The sequence below is a fragment of the Bradyrhizobium sp. S3.7.6 genome (assembly GCF_054061875.1).
The window spans coordinates 2044958-2062902 of the sequence record NZ_JBSSEQ010000001.1 but is presented as its reverse complement, the minus strand read 5'-3'; the positions used below and the strand labels follow the sequence as shown (position 1 = coordinate 2062902).

General features: G+C 64.7%; 14 protein-coding genes. 3 read left to right on the top strand and 11 right to left on the bottom strand.

The window, feature by feature from the left end; genetic code table 11:
- Positions 1-14: 14 nt before the first annotated feature.
- The 8 genes from ACVJ5M_RS09740 to ACVJ5M_RS09705 all read right to left on the bottom strand — a co-directional run bounded on the left by ACVJ5M_RS09740 (position 15) and on the right by ACVJ5M_RS09705 (position 9472).
- Entirely contained in the window at positions 15-815 is an 801-nt protein-coding gene (locus ACVJ5M_RS09740) for an alpha/beta hydrolase (RefSeq protein ID WP_135216416.1), read from the bottom strand.
- Between the two features lie 21 nt (positions 816-836).
- Entirely contained in the window at positions 837-1007 is a 171-nt protein-coding gene (locus ACVJ5M_RS09735) for a hypothetical protein (protein WP_206779637.1), read from the bottom strand.
- Between the two features lie 20 nt (positions 1008-1027).
- Positions 1028-2425 (bottom strand): NAD(P)(+) transhydrogenase (Re/Si-specific) subunit beta, encoded by a 1398-nt coding sequence (locus ACVJ5M_RS09730; protein WP_063981117.1) that lies wholly within the window; start codon positions 2423-2425, stop codon positions 1028-1030.
- 39 nt (positions 2426-2464) lie between these two features.
- Positions 2465-2782 carry a proton-translocating transhydrogenase family protein gene (locus ACVJ5M_RS09725; RefSeq protein ID WP_063981116.1) on the bottom strand — a complete coding sequence of 106 codons (318 nt, stop codon included), beginning with the start codon at positions 2780-2782 and terminating at the stop codon, positions 2465-2467.
- A 10-nt stretch (positions 2783-2792) separates the two neighbouring features.
- Complete coding sequence (locus ACVJ5M_RS09720; protein ID WP_063981115.1) at positions 2793-3920, bottom strand: Re/Si-specific NAD(P)(+) transhydrogenase subunit alpha; 1128 nt, start codon at positions 3918-3920, stop codon at positions 2793-2795.
- Between the two features lie 138 nt (positions 3921-4058).
- Complete coding sequence (locus tag ACVJ5M_RS09715) at positions 4059-4211, bottom strand: aa3-type cytochrome c oxidase subunit IV (protein ID WP_008136857.1); 153 nt, start codon at positions 4209-4211, stop codon at positions 4059-4061.
- 140 nt (positions 4212-4351) lie between these two features.
- A complete protein-coding gene (locus ACVJ5M_RS09710) occupies positions 4352-7339 on the bottom strand; it encodes a patatin-like phospholipase domain-containing protein (RefSeq protein WP_063981114.1) in 2988 nt (995 codons plus the stop codon).
- Positions 7340-7564: 225 nt separating this feature from the next.
- Positions 7565-9472: a M3 family oligoendopeptidase gene (locus ACVJ5M_RS09705; RefSeq protein ID WP_063981113.1), complete on the bottom strand. Its 1908-nt coding sequence runs from the start codon at positions 9470-9472 to the stop codon at positions 7565-7567.
- Positions 9473-9599: 127 nt separating this feature from the next.
- Between ACVJ5M_RS09705 and ACVJ5M_RS09700 the strand changes: the two genes are divergently transcribed.
- The 3 genes from ACVJ5M_RS09700 to ACVJ5M_RS09690 all read left to right on the top strand — a co-directional run bounded on the left by ACVJ5M_RS09700 (position 9600) and on the right by ACVJ5M_RS09690 (position 15548).
- The gene (locus ACVJ5M_RS09700) at positions 9600-11096 is read left to right on the top strand and encodes a sigma-54-dependent transcriptional regulator (RefSeq protein ID WP_063981112.1); all 1497 of its coding nucleotides are present in this window, start codon (positions 9600-9602) and stop codon (positions 11094-11096) included.
- Between the two features lie 366 nt (positions 11097-11462).
- Complete coding sequence (locus tag ACVJ5M_RS09695) at positions 11463-13655, top strand: L,D-transpeptidase family protein (protein WP_063981111.1); 2193 nt, start codon at positions 11463-11465, stop codon at positions 13653-13655.
- 285 nt (positions 13656-13940) lie between these two features.
- Positions 13941-15548 carry a DUF882 domain-containing protein gene (locus ACVJ5M_RS09690; RefSeq protein WP_283017559.1) on the top strand — a complete coding sequence of 536 codons (1608 nt, stop codon included), beginning with the start codon at positions 13941-13943 and terminating at the stop codon, positions 15546-15548.
- A 945-nt stretch (positions 15549-16493) separates the two neighbouring features.
- On the opposite strand, the gene ACVJ5M_RS09685 is transcribed toward ACVJ5M_RS09690, so the two are convergent.
- The 3 genes from ACVJ5M_RS09685 to ACVJ5M_RS09675 form a co-directional block, all read right to left on the bottom strand.
- A complete protein-coding gene (locus tag ACVJ5M_RS09685) occupies positions 16494-16919 on the bottom strand; it encodes a DUF1801 domain-containing protein (RefSeq protein WP_354098303.1) in 426 nt (141 codons plus the stop codon).
- Positions 16920-17071: 152 nt separating this feature from the next.
- Positions 17072-17344 carry a DUF2312 domain-containing protein gene (locus ACVJ5M_RS09680; RefSeq protein ID WP_014492426.1) on the bottom strand — a complete coding sequence of 91 codons (273 nt, stop codon included), beginning with the start codon at positions 17342-17344 and terminating at the stop codon, positions 17072-17074.
- 197 nt (positions 17345-17541) lie between these two features.
- The gene (locus ACVJ5M_RS09675; RefSeq protein WP_063981108.1) at positions 17542-17844 is read right to left on the bottom strand and encodes a DUF1244 domain-containing protein; all 303 of its coding nucleotides are present in this window, start codon (positions 17842-17844) and stop codon (positions 17542-17544) included.
- Positions 17845-17945: the final 101 nt, after the last annotated feature.

Genomic DNA, 17945 nt, shown 5'->3' with positions numbered 1-17945 from the left:
GCATCCGTCAGCCCTCAGGACCCATTGATGAAGTTTCGTGCGATCTCGATGGCGCCAAAGCTGCCGAGATCGTCGTGCCCGCCGCCGGGAATGCGGACGAACTGCTTCGGCTCGCGGGCCAGCGCAAACAATTTCTCGCCGAATGCGATCGGGATGGTCTGGTCCTGCGCGCCATGCATGATCAGGAGCGGAGCCGTGACGCGTGCGATGCGCTCATCCGAGTGGAAGGGGTCGCGGATCAGGAGGCGAACCGGAGCGAACCAGAAATGCGCGGCGGCGACGTCGGCGATCGACGAATAGGGCGCCTCGAGGATCAGCTTCCCGACCGGATGTTCGGAGGCGACGGCGACCGCAACGCCGGTCCCGAGCGAGAAGCCCCAGGCGACGAGGCGCCGGGCGTCATAGCGCGCCACCGCGAACGCGTACGCGGCCGCGCCATCGCGCAGCAGGCCATCTTCGCCCGGTGCGCCGCTGGAGCCCGAATAGCCGCGATAGGACAGCGCGACGAGACCGGTGCCGTCAGCCGTGATCGCCTTGAAGTGGCCGGCAAGGCCGGCCAGAGAATCGCCGTTGCCGTGGAAGAACAGCACCACGGCACGGCCAGGCTTTGGCGGCACGTGCCAGACGATGACCTTCTCGCCGTCAGACGTCGTCAGGACATGCTCTTCGGCGTCTGGAAGTCCCGCGGCGGCAGGCGCCGTGCGCTCGGCCGTCGGAATCGGAAACAGCATGGCGCGCTGTTTGGCAAACAACAGGACGAGACCGGCGAGGTAGCCGGCCGCGAGGATGGTGGCGGTCCATTTCAGGAATGTCATCGCGGCCCGCCATTCCGGAGTTCAGGATTTGCGGCGGCTCGTGAGCAGTTTGAGAACGTCCGGCCGGATGCTCAAGGGAATCTCGCGGCAGCCGCACGCCGCCGCATGGGCAACGTGCCACGCGACACGCTGCTCGCGCGTCGCCTTCGGTGGCATGCGATGGGACCGGTGCCACTCCTTGTTCAGGGCCACGGTCCGCTCGCCTTCCCGCCCTACATCGCCTTGACGATGTTCTCGGTGACCTTCTTGGCGTCGCCGAGCAGCATCATGGTGTTGTCGCGATAGAACAGCGGATTGTCGATACCGGCATAGCCCGAGGCGAGCGAGCGCTTGATGAACATGACGGTGCCGGCCTTCCAGACCTGGAGGACGGGCATGCCGTAGATCGGCGAGGTCTTGTCCTCTTCGGCCGCCGGGTTGGTGACGTCGTTGGCGCCAATCACGAAGGCGATGTCGGCCTGCGCGAATTCGGAGTTGATGTCCTCGAGCTCGAACACCTCGTCGTAGGGGACGTTGGCCTCGGCGAGCAGCACGTTCATGTGGCCGGGCATGCGGCCCGCGACCGGATGAATGGCGTACTTCACCTCGACGCCTTCCTTCTTCAGGATGTCGCCCATTTCGCGCAGCGCGTGCTGGGCCTGCGCCACCGCCATGCCGTAGCCGGGCACGATGATGACCTTCTGCGCATTCTTCATGATGAAGGCGGCGTCGTCGGCCGAGCCGAGCTTGGCGGGCTTCTGCTCGCCGCCGCCAGCGCCGGCCGCGGCGGTCTCGCCGCCAAAGCCACCGAGGATGACCGAGATGAAGGACCGGTTCATCGCGTGGCACATGATGTAGGACAGGATCGCACCCGACGAGCCGACCAGCGCGCCGGTGATGATCAGCGCGGAATTGCCCAGCGTGAAGCCGATGCCGGCCGCAGCCCAGCCGGAATAGGAGTTCAGCATCGAGATCACGACCGGCATGTCGGCGCCGCCGATCGGGATGATCATGAGCACGCCGAGCGCCAGCGCGATGATGACGATCAGCCAGAAGTCGAGCGCGCTGCCCGACATCACCAACCCGACGATGAAGACGACGAGCGCGATCGCGAGCGCGATGTTGATGACGTGGCGGAACGGCAGGATGATCGGCGCGCCGCTCATGCGCGCGGACAGCTTCAGGAACGCGATCACCGAGCCGGTGAAGGTCAGCGCGCCGATGGCGACGCCGAGCGACATCTCGACCAGGCTCTGCGGATGGATGTTGCCGGGCGTGCCGATGTCGAAGGCTTCCGGCGCGTAGAACGCGCCGGCGGCGACCAGCACCGCGGCCATGCCGACCAGCGAGTGGAAGGCGGCGACCAGTTCCGGCATCGAGGTCATCGGCACGCGGCGGGCGATCACCGCGCCGATGCCGCCGCCGATCGCGATACCGACGATGACGAGCACCCAGGCGAGGCCGTCTGCCGGCGGATGGTTGGCGAGCGTGGTGGCGACCGCGATCGCCATGCCGATCATGCCGAACAGATTGCCCTGGCGCGACGAAGCCGGGCTCGACAGCCCGCGCAGCGACAGGATGAACAGCACTCCCGCCACGAGATACAAAAATGCAGAGAGGTTGGCGCTCATCTCAGGTCCCCATTGATCCCTTCAGCCCGAGGTGGCCGCTTACTTCGACTTCTTCTTGTACATCGCCAGCATCCGCTGGGTGACAAGGAAGCCGCCGAAGATGTTGATGCAGGCGAAGATCAGAGCGACGAAGCCGAAGGCGCGTGCCCAGCCCGAGCCGCTCGAGACATTGGCGACGCCGCCGGCGAGGAGCGCGCCGACCACGATCACCGAGGAGATTGCGTTGGTCACGCTCATCAGCGGCGTGTGCAGCGCCGGCGTCACCGACCACACCACGAAATAACCGACGAAGACGGCAAGGACGAAAATCGACAGCCGGAAGACGAAGGGGTCGACGACCTGTGCAACATGCTCCATGGCGGCTCTCCTAAGCTTTCGGCTGGAAGTTCGGGTGAATCACGGCGCCGTCCTTGGTGAGCGCCGTCGCCTTCACGAGTTCGTCGTCCCAATTGACGGCAAGAGCCTTGCTGCCCTTGTCGACCAGGGTCTCGATGAAATTGAACAGGTTGCGCGCGTAGAGGCTGGAGGCGGACGCCGCGACGCGGCCGGCAACGTTGGTGTAGCCGACGATCTTGATGCCATCGACATCGGCGACCTCGCCCGGCCTCGCGCCTTCGACATTGCCGCCGCGCTCGACGGCGAGATCGACCAGCACCGAACCCGGCTTCATCGACTTGACCATGTCGGCCGAAACGAGCTTCGGCGCCGGCCGGCCCGGAATCAGCGCCGTCGTGATCACGATGTCCTGCTTCTTGATGTGTTCGGCGGTGAGCGCGGCCTGCTTGGCCTGGTATTCCTTGGACATTTCCTTGGCGTAGCCGCCGGCGGTCTGCGCGTTCTTGAACTCCTCGTCCTCGACGGCGAGGAATTTTGCGCCGAGCGATTCCACCTGCTCTTTCGTCGCGGGCCGCACGTCGGTCGCGGTGACGATGGCGCCGAGACGGCGCGCGGTCGCGATCGCCTGGAGGCCGGCAACGCCGACGCCCATCACGAACACCTTTGCGGCGGGCACGGTGCCGGCGGCAGTCATCATCATCGGGAAGGCGCGGCCGAAGGCCTCGGCCCCCTCGATCACGGCGCGGTAGCCGGCAAGGTTCGCCTGAGACGACAGCACGTCCATCACCTGCGCACGGGTGATGCGCGGCATCAGTTCCATCGCGAAGGCGGAGACGCCGGAATCGGCGATCGTCTTCAGCGCGGCCTCGTTGCCGTAGGGGTCCATGATGGCGATGACGAGCGCACCGCGCTTGTACTGCGCGAGCTCGGAGGCTTCGGGACGCTTCACCTTGATGATGATGTCGGCGTCCTTCAGCGCATCGGCGCTGACGGTGGCGCCCACGGCGGTGAATTCGGAATCCGGCAGGCCCGATTTGAGGCCGGCGCCCGGCTCGACGGCGATCTCGGCGCCCAACGCCTTGAACTTCTTCACCGTATCAGGCGAAGCGGCGACACGCGGCTCCGACGGATCGATTTCCTTGGCAACGGCGATCTTCATAGGCCCTCCGGCGACGCGGGACAGCGCGCGCGCAAACTTAAGCGTTACTCCCGCAGCGTTCGATACCGGTTTTGGGACCGGCTTGGATGCAAATTTTGTAGGCGGCAGCTGCTGCTGACGTGTGCAGCTGCCGATAGGTCAGGTCAGGAAGATCGCCATCAGGATCACGATGAGCGCGACCGAGGCCGTGCCGTACTTCACCAGCTTGATGAAGCCCTCATAGGTCTGCTCGTGGGCAACGTAGTCGTTGCCGTCGGCGGTGGTGTACGCCACTTCGCTATGGTCAGCCATGTATTGTCCCCAGTCGAAAGTCGAATTCTTGGGCTGGGATACCGCAAACCTTCGGGCAGGGCAACGGCACCGATGGCCGGTTTTCGGGCAAATCAGGTGATTTGGAATTCCGATTGCCGGGAATCCGGCTGTCGCGCTGCTCAGCCCTGATCGATCATCGTGGCGGTGACGCTCGCGGTTTGCCGCCGAGGTACCGGAAGACCGAGCGCCTCGCGGACCGCGTCGATCGCCGGCTCGCCCGCTTCAGTGAATCGGGCCATATGCGGATCGACGCCGGACCCGACCGCGACCGGATTGTCACCGGACAGGAAACCGTGCGCCATGTGGAAGCCCAGCGCGCGGTAGACCTCGAACTGCTCCTCCGAGAAGAACTGGTCACCCGTGGTCTCGTGCGGGAAGCGGTCGTTTCGCCGCGCGTAGTCCCGGATGTAGTCGTTCTCGTCGCCATTGAGCGACGATTTGACGTAAACGAGATAACCCTGCTCGTCGCCTCCGTAGTCGATGGTGCCGATCGCGACGTGGACGTGGTCTCGCGCAATGTCGTCGCGCTCGTCGGCCGCGCCGGGATCACCCGCCTTGTCGGCATTGCGCGCCATCAGCGCACGCGTGCGCTCGCGAATCGGCGTCCATGGCAGGTCGATGCGGACGCCGAGATCGATGCGGGCGTAACGCTGTAACGTCATCAGGGAACCGAAATTCATCGGCGCATCGGCTTCCGCATCGACCGCGATGATCACCTTGCAGCGGCGGCGCAACAGCTCGTAGACGCCGAGATTCTCGATATGACCGCCGTCCGTCAGATAGACGCTGTCGCTGTTCTCGTACAGGCGCCCCGAGATCTCCGACCAGAAATAGATCGGCGTGGAGCGGCGCTGCGGCCGGACACGCTCATCGACGTAACGCGGGTTCTTCAGCCAATAGCCGAGCCGGACGTTGAGGAGCGCAAGCGTGGGCGTCAGCGCCTTGATCGAGCTCGAACCCATGTTCGAGGAGGCCGCGGCTCCGGAAATCGCCATTGCGGTGGCGAGATCGAGACTTTGCTCGTCGTCCTGCACCAGATCGGTGGGCGCATAGCCCGTCGCCTCGCTGCCGACGTTCAGGGCGGAGAACACGAAGAAGTCCGCGTTGCGTCCGCGCCGGTTGGCAAAGTCGGAGCCCTGAATATTCAGCGCCGTATTGATGAGCTGATAGGGCGCGTGCAGCTTCGGCGCAGCCGGCTGCCCTGGAATCCGGGCCGTCGCGGCCGGAGCGGCGTAGAGATCCGTCAGCTTCATGCGATCGAGCGCCTTGAAATCGCGCCCCTGGTCGAGACTGGCTTCGGCGGGCGCGACGCGCCCGTCGGCCGAACGCGTCGGATCGAACAGGAAGGCCTTGCTCAGGCGATCGCGATAGAGCCGGTGCAACGAGTTCGCATTCGGCGTCAGGCAGAACGAGATGGCGAACAGCAGGGCGCCGGCGAACGTGTAGAGGATCACCATGTGCAGGCTGTAGGAGTAGGCGAGCTCCGAAGCATTGCCCTGGAACAGGCTGGGAAAACGAACCTGAACCACCTGCCCCGCTTTCTGAGCCAGGAACAGGAGCCAGGCGGGCGTGTGCCAGATCGGCGTCAACTGCTCGGCATCTGCCACGACCTGCGGTGCGGCTTTCGGCGTGATTTCCGCCGACAAGGTCCCCTTGCTGACATCGAACTGAATCCTGCCTGCGAGGCTTCCGGACGGCGCGTTCGATTTGGCATTGACCAGGCACTCTCGCTGGGAGGTTGCGCCCATAACGGACGGGCACCTCTCGAACAGATCGTTGGCGATGCCCCAATAGGATAGATAGAGGTATGCGACCCAGATGACGAGCGGAAGCGCAAGGCCCGCGATCCATAGCGCGACCTTGGCCACGACCGCGAGCACAAGCGAACCCCATTGCGAGGATGCGCTGTTGCCCTTCAGCAATTCCACGAATTGCTGCCTGAACGCGGTGACGAAGACACCGATTGGCGCAGCCACTGCCGCGAGCGACTTGATCCAGGTGATCGCAACCGCAGCAGCCGGTCCACCGATTGCGCTGCTCTCGGCGACATCGAACATCTGCTCCAGCATGAAGGGTTGAAACTCGAAGAAGGCGATCACCGCCAGCAGCACCAGGAAGGTCGCGCCCATGCTCGGCCAGTGCGAACGGAACTCCTGCCGCTTGCCGGGGCTCGCGAGCGACTGCTTGAGCGCCCATCCGAAAAACAGGACGCCCCCGATGATTGCGATCGACAGGCTCAACGCAAAATGCTGGACCTTGAGAAACCGGGCGAAGTCGCACGCGACGCCCAGCAACAATGCGATCCCGCCAATATAGGCGAACACGACGCTGGGACCGCTGCCGCGGACGGAGCGGGAGGTGAAATAGGCGAGCCCGCTGCAAGCGAACATCACGAGCGCGACGACCAGGCCGAATGTGCTGAAACCGTAACGATCGATGTCGCTGAAATCATGCAGCTCGCACAACGACCTGTTGTTGAGACTGATGCCGAAGATGTTCGCATCCGTCAGGCAGCTCCGCAGCGGCGTTGACCAGATGGTGATGGCGGCAAGCAGCAGCACGATGGGCAACGTCAACCCGATATTGGCGACCAGTCCCCGCACGACGATCGCAACTCCGGTCAGGAGATCGCGGGCACCGGCGGGGATCAGATAGTTGGAATAGTTGCGCAGGTGTCCGACCGACGGCGTATCGCTGATCTCGGCGGACGTGACGGTTCCGCCGGCGGGTCTCTCGCCGAACACAAAGCGCCGTGCGGTCGTCATGGTGGCGCTGAGCGAGGTGCCGATATAGCCGCCGCCCGACACCGTGGAGAGATAGTCGATCCGGCCGATCAGGTTGTGGTGGTTCAGTGCCTGGAGCACGCCGAGGCAAACGGCCGACGAGCGAATGCCACCGCCGGACAACGCAAGTCCGACGACGTCGAGCAACTGGCAGGGTTGCAGGCCGTCGGCGTCGAGGCGCCGTTCCGGCTCGCGGCGGGTGTTGATCGCCTCGATCTCATCGCAAACGATCTGATGGTGCTTCTCGCACCAGGGCGTTTCCTGATCGACGGCGGCAGCATTTCTCGCCATCGGAACCGGCGTGGCGGGCCCTTGATGGAGCATGGGTGCCTCCCCAGGGAGAAACCGATCAATCCACAATCAATAGTAGAAAATCATTTCCGAGTATCTGTTGAGTTAGTCTTGCGGGCCGCGCGAACGTTCAATCGCACGTAGCAAATCGCCGGCCTCCGCCGCGAAGGTCGCCCACGCCCACGGATGGAACTGGGGGCCGCAAAAAAACCTGCGGCACCCGCATTCCGTGCGCCCGGAAGGAACTCGCGCTTCGCCTCAGCCCATCGCCTCGAGCTCGTCGATCATCCCGGCGATGACCGAGAGACCGCCGTCCCAGAATTTGGGATCCTTGGCATCGAGCCCGAACGGCCGCAGCAGCTCGGAATAATGCTTGGTGCCGCCGGCGGCGAGCATGTCGAGGTAGCGCTCGGCAAAGCCCTCGGCCGCATTCTCGTAGACGGCGTAGAGCGAGTTCACGAGACAATCACCGAAGGCATAGGCGTAGACGTAGAACGGCGAGTGGATGAAGTGCGGGATGTACATCCAGTAGTTCTCGTAGCCCGCCTTGATCTCGATCGCCGGCCCGAGGCTCTCGCCCTGCACCGACAGCCAGATCTCACCGAGCCGCGTCGCGGTGAGCTCGCCGTTCTTGCGCTCGGTGTGGACCGCGCGCTCGAACGAATAGAACGCGATCTGCCGCACCACCGTGTTGATCATGTCCTCGACCTTGCCGGCGAGCAGCGCCTGGCGCTGCCGGGCGCTCTTGGTCTGCGCCAGCAACCGCCGGAAGGTCAGCATCTCGCCGAACACGCTCGCGGTCTCGGCCAGCGTCAGCGGCGTCGGCGCCATCAGCGCGCCGTTCTTCGCGGCCAGCACCTGGTGCACGCCATGGCCGAGCTCATGCGCGAGCGTCATCACGTCGCGCGGCTTGCCCTGGTAGTTCATCAGCACGTAAGGATGCGCCGACGGCGTGGTCGGATGTGAGAACGCGCCCGGCGCCTTGCCGGGGCGAACCGGCGCGTCGATCCAGCGATCGGTGAAGAAGCGCTCGGCGATCTCGGCCATTTTGGGCGAGAAGCCGCGATAGGCCGTCAGCACCATGTTGCGCGCATCGGGCCAGCCGATGACGTCGGTCGCGGCGAACGGCAGCGGCGCGTTGCGGTCCCAATAAGCCAGCCGCTTCTTGCCGAACCACTTCGCCTTCAACGCATAATAGCGATGCGACAGCTTTGGATAGGCCGCGCGCACCGAGGCGACCAGCGCGTCCACCACCTCGCGCTCGACGCGATTGCTCAGATGCCGAGAATCCGCGACGTCCTTGAACCCACGCCAATTGTCGGAGATGTCCTTGTCCTTGGCGAGCGTGTTGGTGATCAGCGCAAAGGTGCGCTCATTGGCCTTGAAGGTCTTTGTCAACGCTTCGGCCGCAGCCTTGCGCTTTGTGCCGTCACGGTCCTGCAGGAAATTGAGCGTCGGCTCGATCGCGAGCTCTTTGGCGCCGACCTTGAAGCGCAGGCCGGAGATGGTCTGGTCGAACAGCCGGTTGAAGGCGGAATAGCCGGTCTGCGACTTCTCGAGGAAGAGCTGCTCGAGCTTGTCGTCGAGCTGGTACGGCTTCTCCTTGCGCAGATCCTCGATCCAAGGACGGTAATACGCGAGCTCGGCGGCCTGCATCGCGCGGTTCAAAATATCGTCATCGACGCGGTTGAGCTCGAGCGCGAAGAACAAGAGATGCGTGGACGCCGCCGTTAGCCGCTCGGAGACATCGCCGTAAAACTTTGAAATCGTGGGATCAACGCTGTCGCCGGCATGGACGAGACCGGCATAGGAGCCGAGACGGCCGGCGAGATCGTCGATCGCCTCATAGCGTCGCACCGCCTCGGCGAGCCATTTTCCGCCATCTTCGTTTGCTGTCCCTGTAGCGAGCTTGCCCTTGTAGTCGGTCTCGAACGCGACGCAATCGGCGTCCATCCTTTCGAGATCGCGCGCCACTTCCGGCGCATCGATCCCGGAATAGAGGTCGGCGAGGTTCCACTCCGGAAGCCTGCCGGTCTTGCCCGCAGGCTTTGCGGGCAAAGATTTGGAGGACTTTGCCTTGGCGGCGGATTTCCTGGTGCTTGGCTTGCGGAGAGCGGGCTTGCTGGAGGCAGATTTCTTGAGAGCAGATTTGGAGCGCGAATTCATTGTGTGGGAAACCTGTGTTCAACAAGCGCGACGGCGGGCGGGGGCATCAAGGTTTAAGAGTGCGTTAATCGGCTTCGGCCAGAGTGACCCGATTCGAGACAGATAGTAGTAGCGTGCGGGGAACACCATGGCTGCCTGTATTTTGATCGCCGACGACGACGCAGTAGCCCGCCGGCTGGTCGAGAACATGGTGCAGAAATGCGGCTATGAGACGGTCGTCGTGGACTCCGGCGACGCCGCGATCGCCGCCCTCACCGCCCCCGATGCACCGGCGATCGACGCCGTCATCCTCGATCTCGTGATGCCCGGCCTCGACGGCATGGGCGTGCTGGCGAAAATCCGCGAGGCCGGCCTCGGCGTCCCCGTCATCGTGCAGACCGCCCATGGCGGCATCGACAACGTGATCTCGGCGATGCGCGCGGGCGCGGCCGATTTCGTCGTCAAGCCGGTTGGCTTGGAGCGGCTCCAGGTCTCTCTGCGCAACGCACTCAATGCCTCCGCGCTCAAGGGCGAGTTGCAGCGTATCCGTCACAGCCGCGAGGGCCGGCTGACTTTCTCCGACATCATCACCCGCGCCGAGGCGATGGCGGCCGTGATGCGTGCCGCGCAGAAGGCCGCGGGCTCGTCGATCCCAGTGCTGATCGAGGGCGAGTCCGGCGTCGGCAAGGAGATGTTCGCACGCGCCATCCATGGCAGCGGCGAGCGCAAGGCTAAGCCGTTCGTCGCGGTCAATTGCGGTGCGATCCCCGACAATTTGGTCGAGTCGATCCTGTTCGGTCACGAGAAGGGCGCCTTCACCGGCGCCACCGAACGGCACACCGGCAAGTTCGTCGAGGCTCATGGCGGCACGCTGTTCCTGGACGAGGTCAGCGAGCTGCCGCTCACCGCGCAGGTCAAGCTGCTGCGCGCACTTCAGGAAGGCGCGGTCGAAGCGGTCGGCGGACGCAAGCCGTTGAAGGTCGACGTCCGGATCATCTCCGCGACCAACCGCAGGCTGCTGGAGCGGGTGAAGCAGGGCCATTTCCGCGAAGATCTGTTCTATCGCCTCCACGTGCTGCCGCTGACGATCCCCTCGCTGCGGGCGCGGCGTGAGGACATCCCGTATCTGCTCCGGCATTTCCTGGCGCGCTTTGCCGCCGAGGAGAATCGCCTCATCACCGGCATCAGCGGCGAGGCCGTCGCGCACCTCGCCCAGCTCGACTGGCCCGGCAACATCCGCCAGCTCGAAAACGCGGTCTACCGCGCGGTGGTGATGAGCGAGGGCGACCAGCTCGACCTTGCCGACTTCCCCCTGCTCACCTCGCAGCCGCATCTCGAGACCGACATCCCGACCGCGCCGCTGATGCTCGAGCCGATCGCGGCGCCCTCGGTGGTGTCGGGTGGTGAAATACCGATCGCGCCGCTGCCGCTGGCGGGCACCCTTTCCATGCTGACCCCCACCGGCGACGTCCGCCCGCTGGAGGACATGGAGAGCGAGATCATCCGTTTCGCGATCTCGCATTATCGGGGGCAGATGTCCGAGGTCGCCCGCCGCCTCAAAATCGGCCGGTCCACGCTCTACCGCAAGCTCGACGAAGCCGGGGTTCCCGGACATGGCGGCAAAAGCGGTGAGGAGACGCCCTGAGCCTCATGCGAACGGAGGTTCGCCTGGCGTTGCGATGACGCCGCAAGCCCTTCGCATTACGGCAAAATCCGGCTGCGACGTGAACCGTGACTTGGAAGTGACAGACACATGGAAAAGCGTCTGCCAAAGCCGCACAATCCGTTGCAAACGGGCTTTCTTGAAGTCAGTTTGTCGTGAGTTGTCCCGGGTAGCGCTGGCCGCCCAAACGGGGCCTGTATATCGTCTGCGTAGGATTCGTTCGTCCGCGTATGAATCGTTGCGTGCAGGCGTGCAACTTTCGAGCGGCCGGCGCAGTTTAGCCCGAAGCTCATTAGGCGATAATGAAGCTGTTCCACGAGGGACAGTTCACCCGAGGGGTGCGACACAATGCGTGACTGTTTGAACCACCGTGCGGGCTTTGACCGCGTCTTGATGACGGTCGCGGCGACCTTCCTCACGGTATCGGCCAGCTCGGCCCTGGCGCAGGATCAGGCGCGCAGCAGCGCCGCCGAACTCGCGATCGAAGCCGCGATCCCGCGCCCCGAGCCCGCCAACGTCCCGCCCCCGACCGCATCCGACATCAAGCTCGACACCACCGCGACGGTTCAGGATTCCGCAAAGGAGCCGGCCAAGGAACCGGTGAAGGCCGAAGCCGCACCGGCTCCCGACAAGGTCGAGACCAAACCTTCCGACGTCGCCACCACGCCTGCAGCTGAGGCGCCGAAGAACGAAACCGCCAAGACCGAGCCTGCCAAATCCGAACCGGCAAAGGCCGACACCGCGACGGCAACGCCGGCCGCGCCTGCGGCCCCCGCTGCGGCTCCGGCCGCCGAGCCGGTGAAGGCCGCGAGCAACGTTCCCGCCGCCGACCAGCCGGTCGCCGACAAGCTCAAGGACATCATCGGCGCCAAGACCTCGCGCCATTTCGACCGCAAGAACGAGCGCGCCGCGATCGAGAAGTTTTACGGTGCACGCGACTTCGCGCCGGTCTGGACCCAGGCCGGCAGCCTGACCGCCGCGGCCAAGGGCGTGATCGCGCGGCTGAAGGATGCGGCCTCCGATGGTCTCAATCCCGCCGACTATCCGGTGCCGGATTTCGCCGCCGCCACGACGCCCGATGCGCTCGCCGATGCCGAGCTGAAGCTCACCGCCAGCATGTTCGACTATGCGCGCCAGGCCCAGAGCGGCCGCATGCACTGGTCGCAGGTCAGCGGCGACATCCTCTATCCCGAGCATCCGGTCGATTCGAGCGAGGTGCTCGCCAAGGTCACGACCGCAGCCGACGCCTCCGCAGCGCTCGACAGCTACAACCCGCCGCAGAAGCTCTACAAGGAGCTGAAGGCCAAGCTCGCCGAGCTGCGCGGCCAGGGCAGCGGCCCGGTGATCGAGATCGGCGACGGTCCGGCGCTGAAATACACCCCGGCCGGCAAGAAGCAGGCTGAAATCGTCGTCGAAGATCCGCGCGTGCCGCAGCTCCGCGCCAAGCTCGGCCTCCCCGAGAACGCCGGCGACACCCGCTATGACGCCACCGTCGCCGAAGCCGTGCGCAAATTCCAGAATAGCGCCGAGATGAAGGTAACAGGCATCCTCGACGACAAGACCGTCAAGGCGATCAACACGCCGAAGCGCGACAAGCAGATCGACGTTGTGCTGGTGAACATGGAGCGCTGGCGCTGGCTGCCGCGCGACCTCGGCGTCCCCTCGCTGGGCGATGCCTATGTCATCCTCAATATTCCTGACTACACACTGAAGGTGATGCAGCGTGGCCAGCAGGTCTGGACCACTCGCGTCGTCACCGGCAAGCCGGGCACGCATGCGACCCCGCTGCTCACCGAGACGATGAAGTACATCACGGTCAATCCGACCTGGAACGTGCCGCCGTCGATCGTCTACAACGAATACCTGCCGGCGCTTCAGCAGGACCCGACCGTGCTCCAGCGCATGGGCCTCAAGCTCGAGCAGAACCGCGACGGCTCCGTGCACATCTCGCAGCCGCCCGGTGAAGCCAACGCGCTCGGCCGCATCCGCTTCAACTTCCCGAACAAGTTCCTGGTCTATCAGCACGACACGCCGGACAAGAACCTGTTCGCCAGGGACGATCGCGCCTTCAGCCATGGCTGCATGCGCGTGCAGAACCCGGATCAGTACGCCTCCGTTCTGCTCAACATCGCCATGCCGAACGAGAAGTACACGCCGGAGCGCGTGCGCAGCATGTACGGCAAGAGCGAGATCGACCTGAAATTCCCGACGCCGATCCCGGTCAACATCACCTACCAGACCGCGTTCGTGGACGATGGCGGCAAGCTGCAAATCCGCAAGGACGTCTATGGCCGTGATGCGACCATGATCAACATCCTGAAGAACGGCCGCGGCAAGGACCTCGAGAACGTCGTTGCTCACTCCCAGCCGAGCTATTCACGCCCGGCGACGACGCTGCCCTCGGGCGTGGCGATTGCCAACAATGGCGGCGGCTTCGGCTCGTCGGGTCCGAACTTCTTCGAGCGGCTGTTCGGGGCGCCGACCCCGCCGCCGGCTCCGGTCGGCCGCCGGCCGCAGCAGCAGCGGGTGTTTACCCGCTGAGGCCTCCCCGATCGGTCTTTGTCGGAAATTCTCTAGTAAGATCAGCGACCTCATCCCCCTGGATGGGGTCGCTTAACGTTAACCATTCTCCACCCGAACTCCGGCAGCGGGCGTTTTTTTGCCACACTGAACCGCTTAGGTTCGTATTCTGACTTGGTTTGGGGTCGAGAAGGTCAACCTCGAATTAACCTTCTCGCTTTAAGAAAGCGTTCATCCTCTTTCGCGCGCTAACGGGGTTGCCGGGAGAGTCCATTTTGAACGCTCGTCGACTGGGTGGGCTCATTCGTGCTGACAGGTTTCGCACGCAAATTCGCAGTGCTGTCGTTGTCCCATGCGGGAGTGAAGGCCGGATCCCGGATCGGCCTCGCTTCCGCACTGCTGCTTGCTGCCGCGGGCTCGGTCCATGACGCCGCCGCGCTGAACGAGACCAAGACGCTCTCGTTCCACCACACCCATTCCGGCGAAGACCTCACCGTCACCTTCAAGCGCGATGGCCGCTTCGACGAGGCCGCGCTGAAGCAGCTCAACCACTTCCTGCGCGACTGGCGGACCCAGGACGAGACGGTCATGGACCGTCGCCTGTTCGACATCCTCTGGGAAGTCTATCGCGACGTCGACGGCAAGCAGCCGATCCAAATCATTTCCTCCTACCGCTCCCCCGCCACCAACGCGATGCTCCGCCGCCGCTCCTCCGGCGTGGCGCGCTTCAGCCAGCACATGCTGGGGCATGCGATGGACTTCCACATTCCGGGCGTGCCGCTGGAGCAGATCCGCTTCGCCGGCCTGCGCCTGCAGCGCGGCGGCGTCGGCTTCTATCCGACCTCCGGCTCGCCCTTCGTCCATCTGGATACCGGCAGCATCCGGCACTGGCCGCGCATGACGCATGACCAGCTCGCCCGCGTGTTCCCGGATGGCCGCACGGTCCACGTTCCGACCGACGGCACGCCGCTGAAGGGCTATGAGCTGGCCAAGGCCGACATCGAGCGCCGCGGCACCGGCGACGATTCCGGCAGCAAGCCGAGTTTCTTTGCCGCTCTGTTCAAGAGCAAGTCGGCTCCCGCCGCCACGAGCAGCGACGAGGATGACGAGGGCGCGCCCGCCCCGGCCGCGAAGTCTGTTGCGCCGACCGTGGTTGCCGCCGCGGCCAAGCCGGCCGATCCGGTGCCGACACCGCGCGCCAAGCCGCAGATCGCCGCTGCGATCCAGCTCGCTTCGGCCGATGCGCAGCTCGTTGCACCGCCCAAGCCGAAGCCCGCGCCCGTGGCTGACAAGCCTGCGGCCGGCAAGCCGGAGACCCCGGCCGACATCATCAATGCCCGCGGCTTCTGGGATGCCCCTGCGACCCCGCAGCAGGCGACGCCAGCTCAAGTGGCGGCGTTGAAGGCCCGCCAGGCGCTCGCCGCCGCCACCGAGCCGCAAGCAACCGCGTCCGTCTCCAGCGCGGCCTATCAGGCGCTGGCCTATGCGCCGGCGTCCGCCTCCCCGGTCGACCGCGCCAACGTCGTCGCCGCCTCCGCGCTGGTCCCGCGCACAGGCCGCCCCGTTGCCACGACGCGCGGCCTTGCGCCCGCGACCGAGATCAACACGGTGGTCGGCAAGAGCATCGACGGCAGGATCGCAACCGCGACCCGCCTCTCCGCCGCCAGGGGCGAAAGCATCTGGCTCAAGATCGTGATGCTGTCGCCGAGCGCCAGCCGCGCGATGTCGGTGACGTTGATGGGCGAGCTGGATACCGTTGCCCTGCGCGGCTATTTCGTCAAACCGCAGGCCGTGATCGCGATGGGCTTTGCCGACGATCCGATGCAGGGCCTGTCCTGCGATAGCTTTACGGGCAGTGCGACCGCGAAGCTCGAGACGACGTCGTTCGTCATGCGCACCGCGGCGCTGCGCTGAGATCTTTCCCCTCACGCCGTTCGGTAGTCCCGCAAGCCGGGATGAAGCGCAGCGCAATCCTGGGGCACGACAGCGCCACACGCTCAAGTGTCGTCCCGGCCTGGTGCGCATCCGCACTAAGGGAGATTCCCCCACTTCCAACGGGTAATCCACCCGGTATCGCTACGCATTCCAAACGCGCATTGTGGCAATGCGCCCAGAACGGACGCGATGACAAAGTCCGAGGACGCGATTGCGTTTGCCTTGGTGTTCCGCGTTTCCGCAGCGGCGCCGCATCTCAAGGGAAGTCGCCACAGCGAAGTAGGAGCATGCGATGTCAGTTCCATGCAAGTCTGAGCTCAGCCTTCTGAACCACGACGAGCGCGAAGTCATATTGAGCACGCACCATCCCGTGGTCGGAGAGATGGAGCGCGATGGACTTGAGAGCCTTCGCGCCCGACTTCGGGATCTGCGCGACAGGGAGCGTACATTGTCGCGGCATCGACGCCGCGAAACAAAGGGAACAGCCGACCCGCGCGGCAAGAGTTTCTCCGGCACGGCAGAGCATGCAAACCGGCGCCAATCGGTTTTCGCTGCCGCCATCAAGCGCGTCAAGAACGAGCTGAGGCGCATCCGGAAGTTTGAAGCACGACGGGAGCTCGGGGAAGCGGCGCGACGGGCGTTAGCACTCCGTCGGGCGCGTCAGTTTTCTCGCCCGCAGACGACCCCAACTTCGCATGACGGCATGCGGTCCATCCCAAGCCGTCGCCGGCTCAAGAAACTCCCACCGGAAAAAATCGGAAGAGTCTCGCAGGCCAACAAGCGGGCGCAGGCCCGACGAGACGCCAAACGCGGACGCGGCAATTGAGACCGAGACCGACAATCTTGCGGATCGAGGCTGCGTGCCGGACCGGCGCAATGGCGTCCTCGCCACTTCCAAGACTACAGTGTCGAAGCCTGCAGCTTCTATCTCGCTTTCCTGACCCGCCGATCCAGATCATATGTCAACGCCAGCGAGAGGCAGACGGTGAGCTCCTGCTTCGGCAGCGCGCCGGATAGGGGCAACAGCAAAGCCCTGGTCTGCCGATATTCGAACTCATCGGGAAAGCGCTCGCGAAAGGTATCGATCAACGTCGTCTTGCAGTTGAACAGGATGGCGGCGCGCTCGGAGTCCTTCAGGCGGCCGAGCCGGATCGTGCTGCCGCTGCCGGTCTCATCGGTCAGGTAAGCCGGCTCGCCCCATTTCAGCGTTTCGGTGAGCTTGCCGACATCGTGATGTGCCGCAGCGGTCGCGAAGATCAGCTCACGTACCTGGAGCAACCGCTTGCCGATCGGCGCCGGAAGAGCGCCGAAGGCACGGCTCACCTCGCGCGGCAGCGGCGGCGCAGTCACAGCGGTCTCCGTTCACAAACGAAGTGCAACACGCCACGCTTGTAGCCCGGATGGAGCGAAAGCGTAATCCGGGGAATGCTTCCATACTGCGAGAACCCGGATTTCGCTGCGCTCCATCCGGGCTACGGCAGCAGTGCTAGAGGCGCATCGCCTCAGAGCATTCCCAGCGCCTGCATGTAGGTCTCGAGGATGGTCTCGGCCTCGGCGCGCTCGTTCGGGTCCTGCTTGCGCATGCGCACGATGGTGCGCAGCGCCTTGACGTCGTAGCCATTGCCCTTGCTCTCGGCATAGACGTCGCGGATGTCGTCGGAGATCGCCTTCTTCTCTTCCTCCAGCCGCTCGATGCGCTCGATGATGGATTTGAGCTGGTCCTTGGCAAATTTCGTCGCGGGCTCGTCGTCGCGGACGGCGGCGGAGGTGGCCATCTTGGTACTCCCAATGGAACTGGCAAAACGAGGTGACGCCGGCATCCTCACCGCGCGTGCTGGTTGACCCTTAGGGTTCGCGGCTCTCGCGTTCAAGCAAGCATCGCGCTCGTCCACAGCGCGCCCACACCTTCCTGCGGCGAGGCCAAGAAAGAGTTGTGTGGTGCGACTCACCGCCGGACTGCCGGCGAGGCCGTTCAGTGCCCGGGGTGAACCTTCTTCATCGCCTCGAGCTGCTCGGGCGCGGCCGTGCCCTGGTATTTCGACTTCCAGGTCTCGTAGGGCATGCCGTAGACGGCCTCGCGGCTCTCGTCCTTGCTTAAGCTCACGCCCTGCGCGTCGGCAGCGTCCTTGAGCCAGTTCGACAGGCAGTTGCGGCAGAAGCCGGCCAGATTCATCAGATCGATGTTCTGGACGTCGGTCCGCGTCTTCAGATGATCGACCAGGCGCCGGAAAGCGGCCGCCTCGAGCTCCGTTCTGGTTTTGTCGTCGATTGCCATGGCTGGATCCCTTCGGCCTGAATTGGTTCTGCCCCCGATGGGGGTCACCCTTACGGGATCAGGTGGGCCCTTGTCACAGATTTTGCCATATCACGGCGCAA

Coding starts and splice junctions, on each gene's coding strand:
- ACVJ5M_RS09740 (WP_135216416.1), bottom strand. CDS start 815: ATGACATTCCTGAAATGGACCGCCACCATCCTCGCGGCCGGCTACCTC.
- ACVJ5M_RS09730 (WP_063981117.1), bottom strand. CDS start 2,425: ATGAGCGCCAACCTCTCTGCATTTTTGTATCTCGTGGCGGGAGTGCTG.
- ACVJ5M_RS09725 (WP_063981116.1), bottom strand. CDS start 2,782: ATGGAGCATGTTGCACAGGTCGTCGACCCCTTCGTCTTCCGGCTGTCG.
- ACVJ5M_RS09720 (WP_063981115.1), bottom strand. CDS start 3,920: ATGAAGATCGCCGTTGCCAAGGAAATCGATCCGTCGGAGCCGCGTGTC.
- ACVJ5M_RS09715 (WP_008136857.1), bottom strand. CDS start 4,211: ATGGCTGACCATAGCGAAGTGGCGTACACCACCGCCGACGGCAACGAC.
- ACVJ5M_RS09710 (WP_063981114.1), bottom strand. CDS start 7,339: ATGCTCCATCAAGGGCCCGCCACGCCGGTTCCGATGGCGAGAAATGCT.
- ACVJ5M_RS09705 (WP_063981113.1), bottom strand. CDS start 9,472: ATGAATTCGCGCTCCAAATCTGCTCTCAAGAAATCTGCCTCCAGCAAG.
- ACVJ5M_RS09700 (WP_063981112.1), top strand. CDS start 9,600: ATGGCTGCCTGTATTTTGATCGCCGACGACGACGCAGTAGCCCGCCGG.
- ACVJ5M_RS09695 (WP_063981111.1), top strand. CDS start 11,463: ATGCGTGACTGTTTGAACCACCGTGCGGGCTTTGACCGCGTCTTGATG.
- ACVJ5M_RS09680 (WP_014492426.1), bottom strand. CDS start 17,344: ATGGCCACCTCCGCCGCCGTCCGCGACGACGAGCCCGCGACGAAATTT.
- ACVJ5M_RS09675 (WP_063981108.1), bottom strand. CDS start 17,844: ATGGCAATCGACGACAAAACCAGAACGGAGCTCGAGGCGGCCGCTTTC.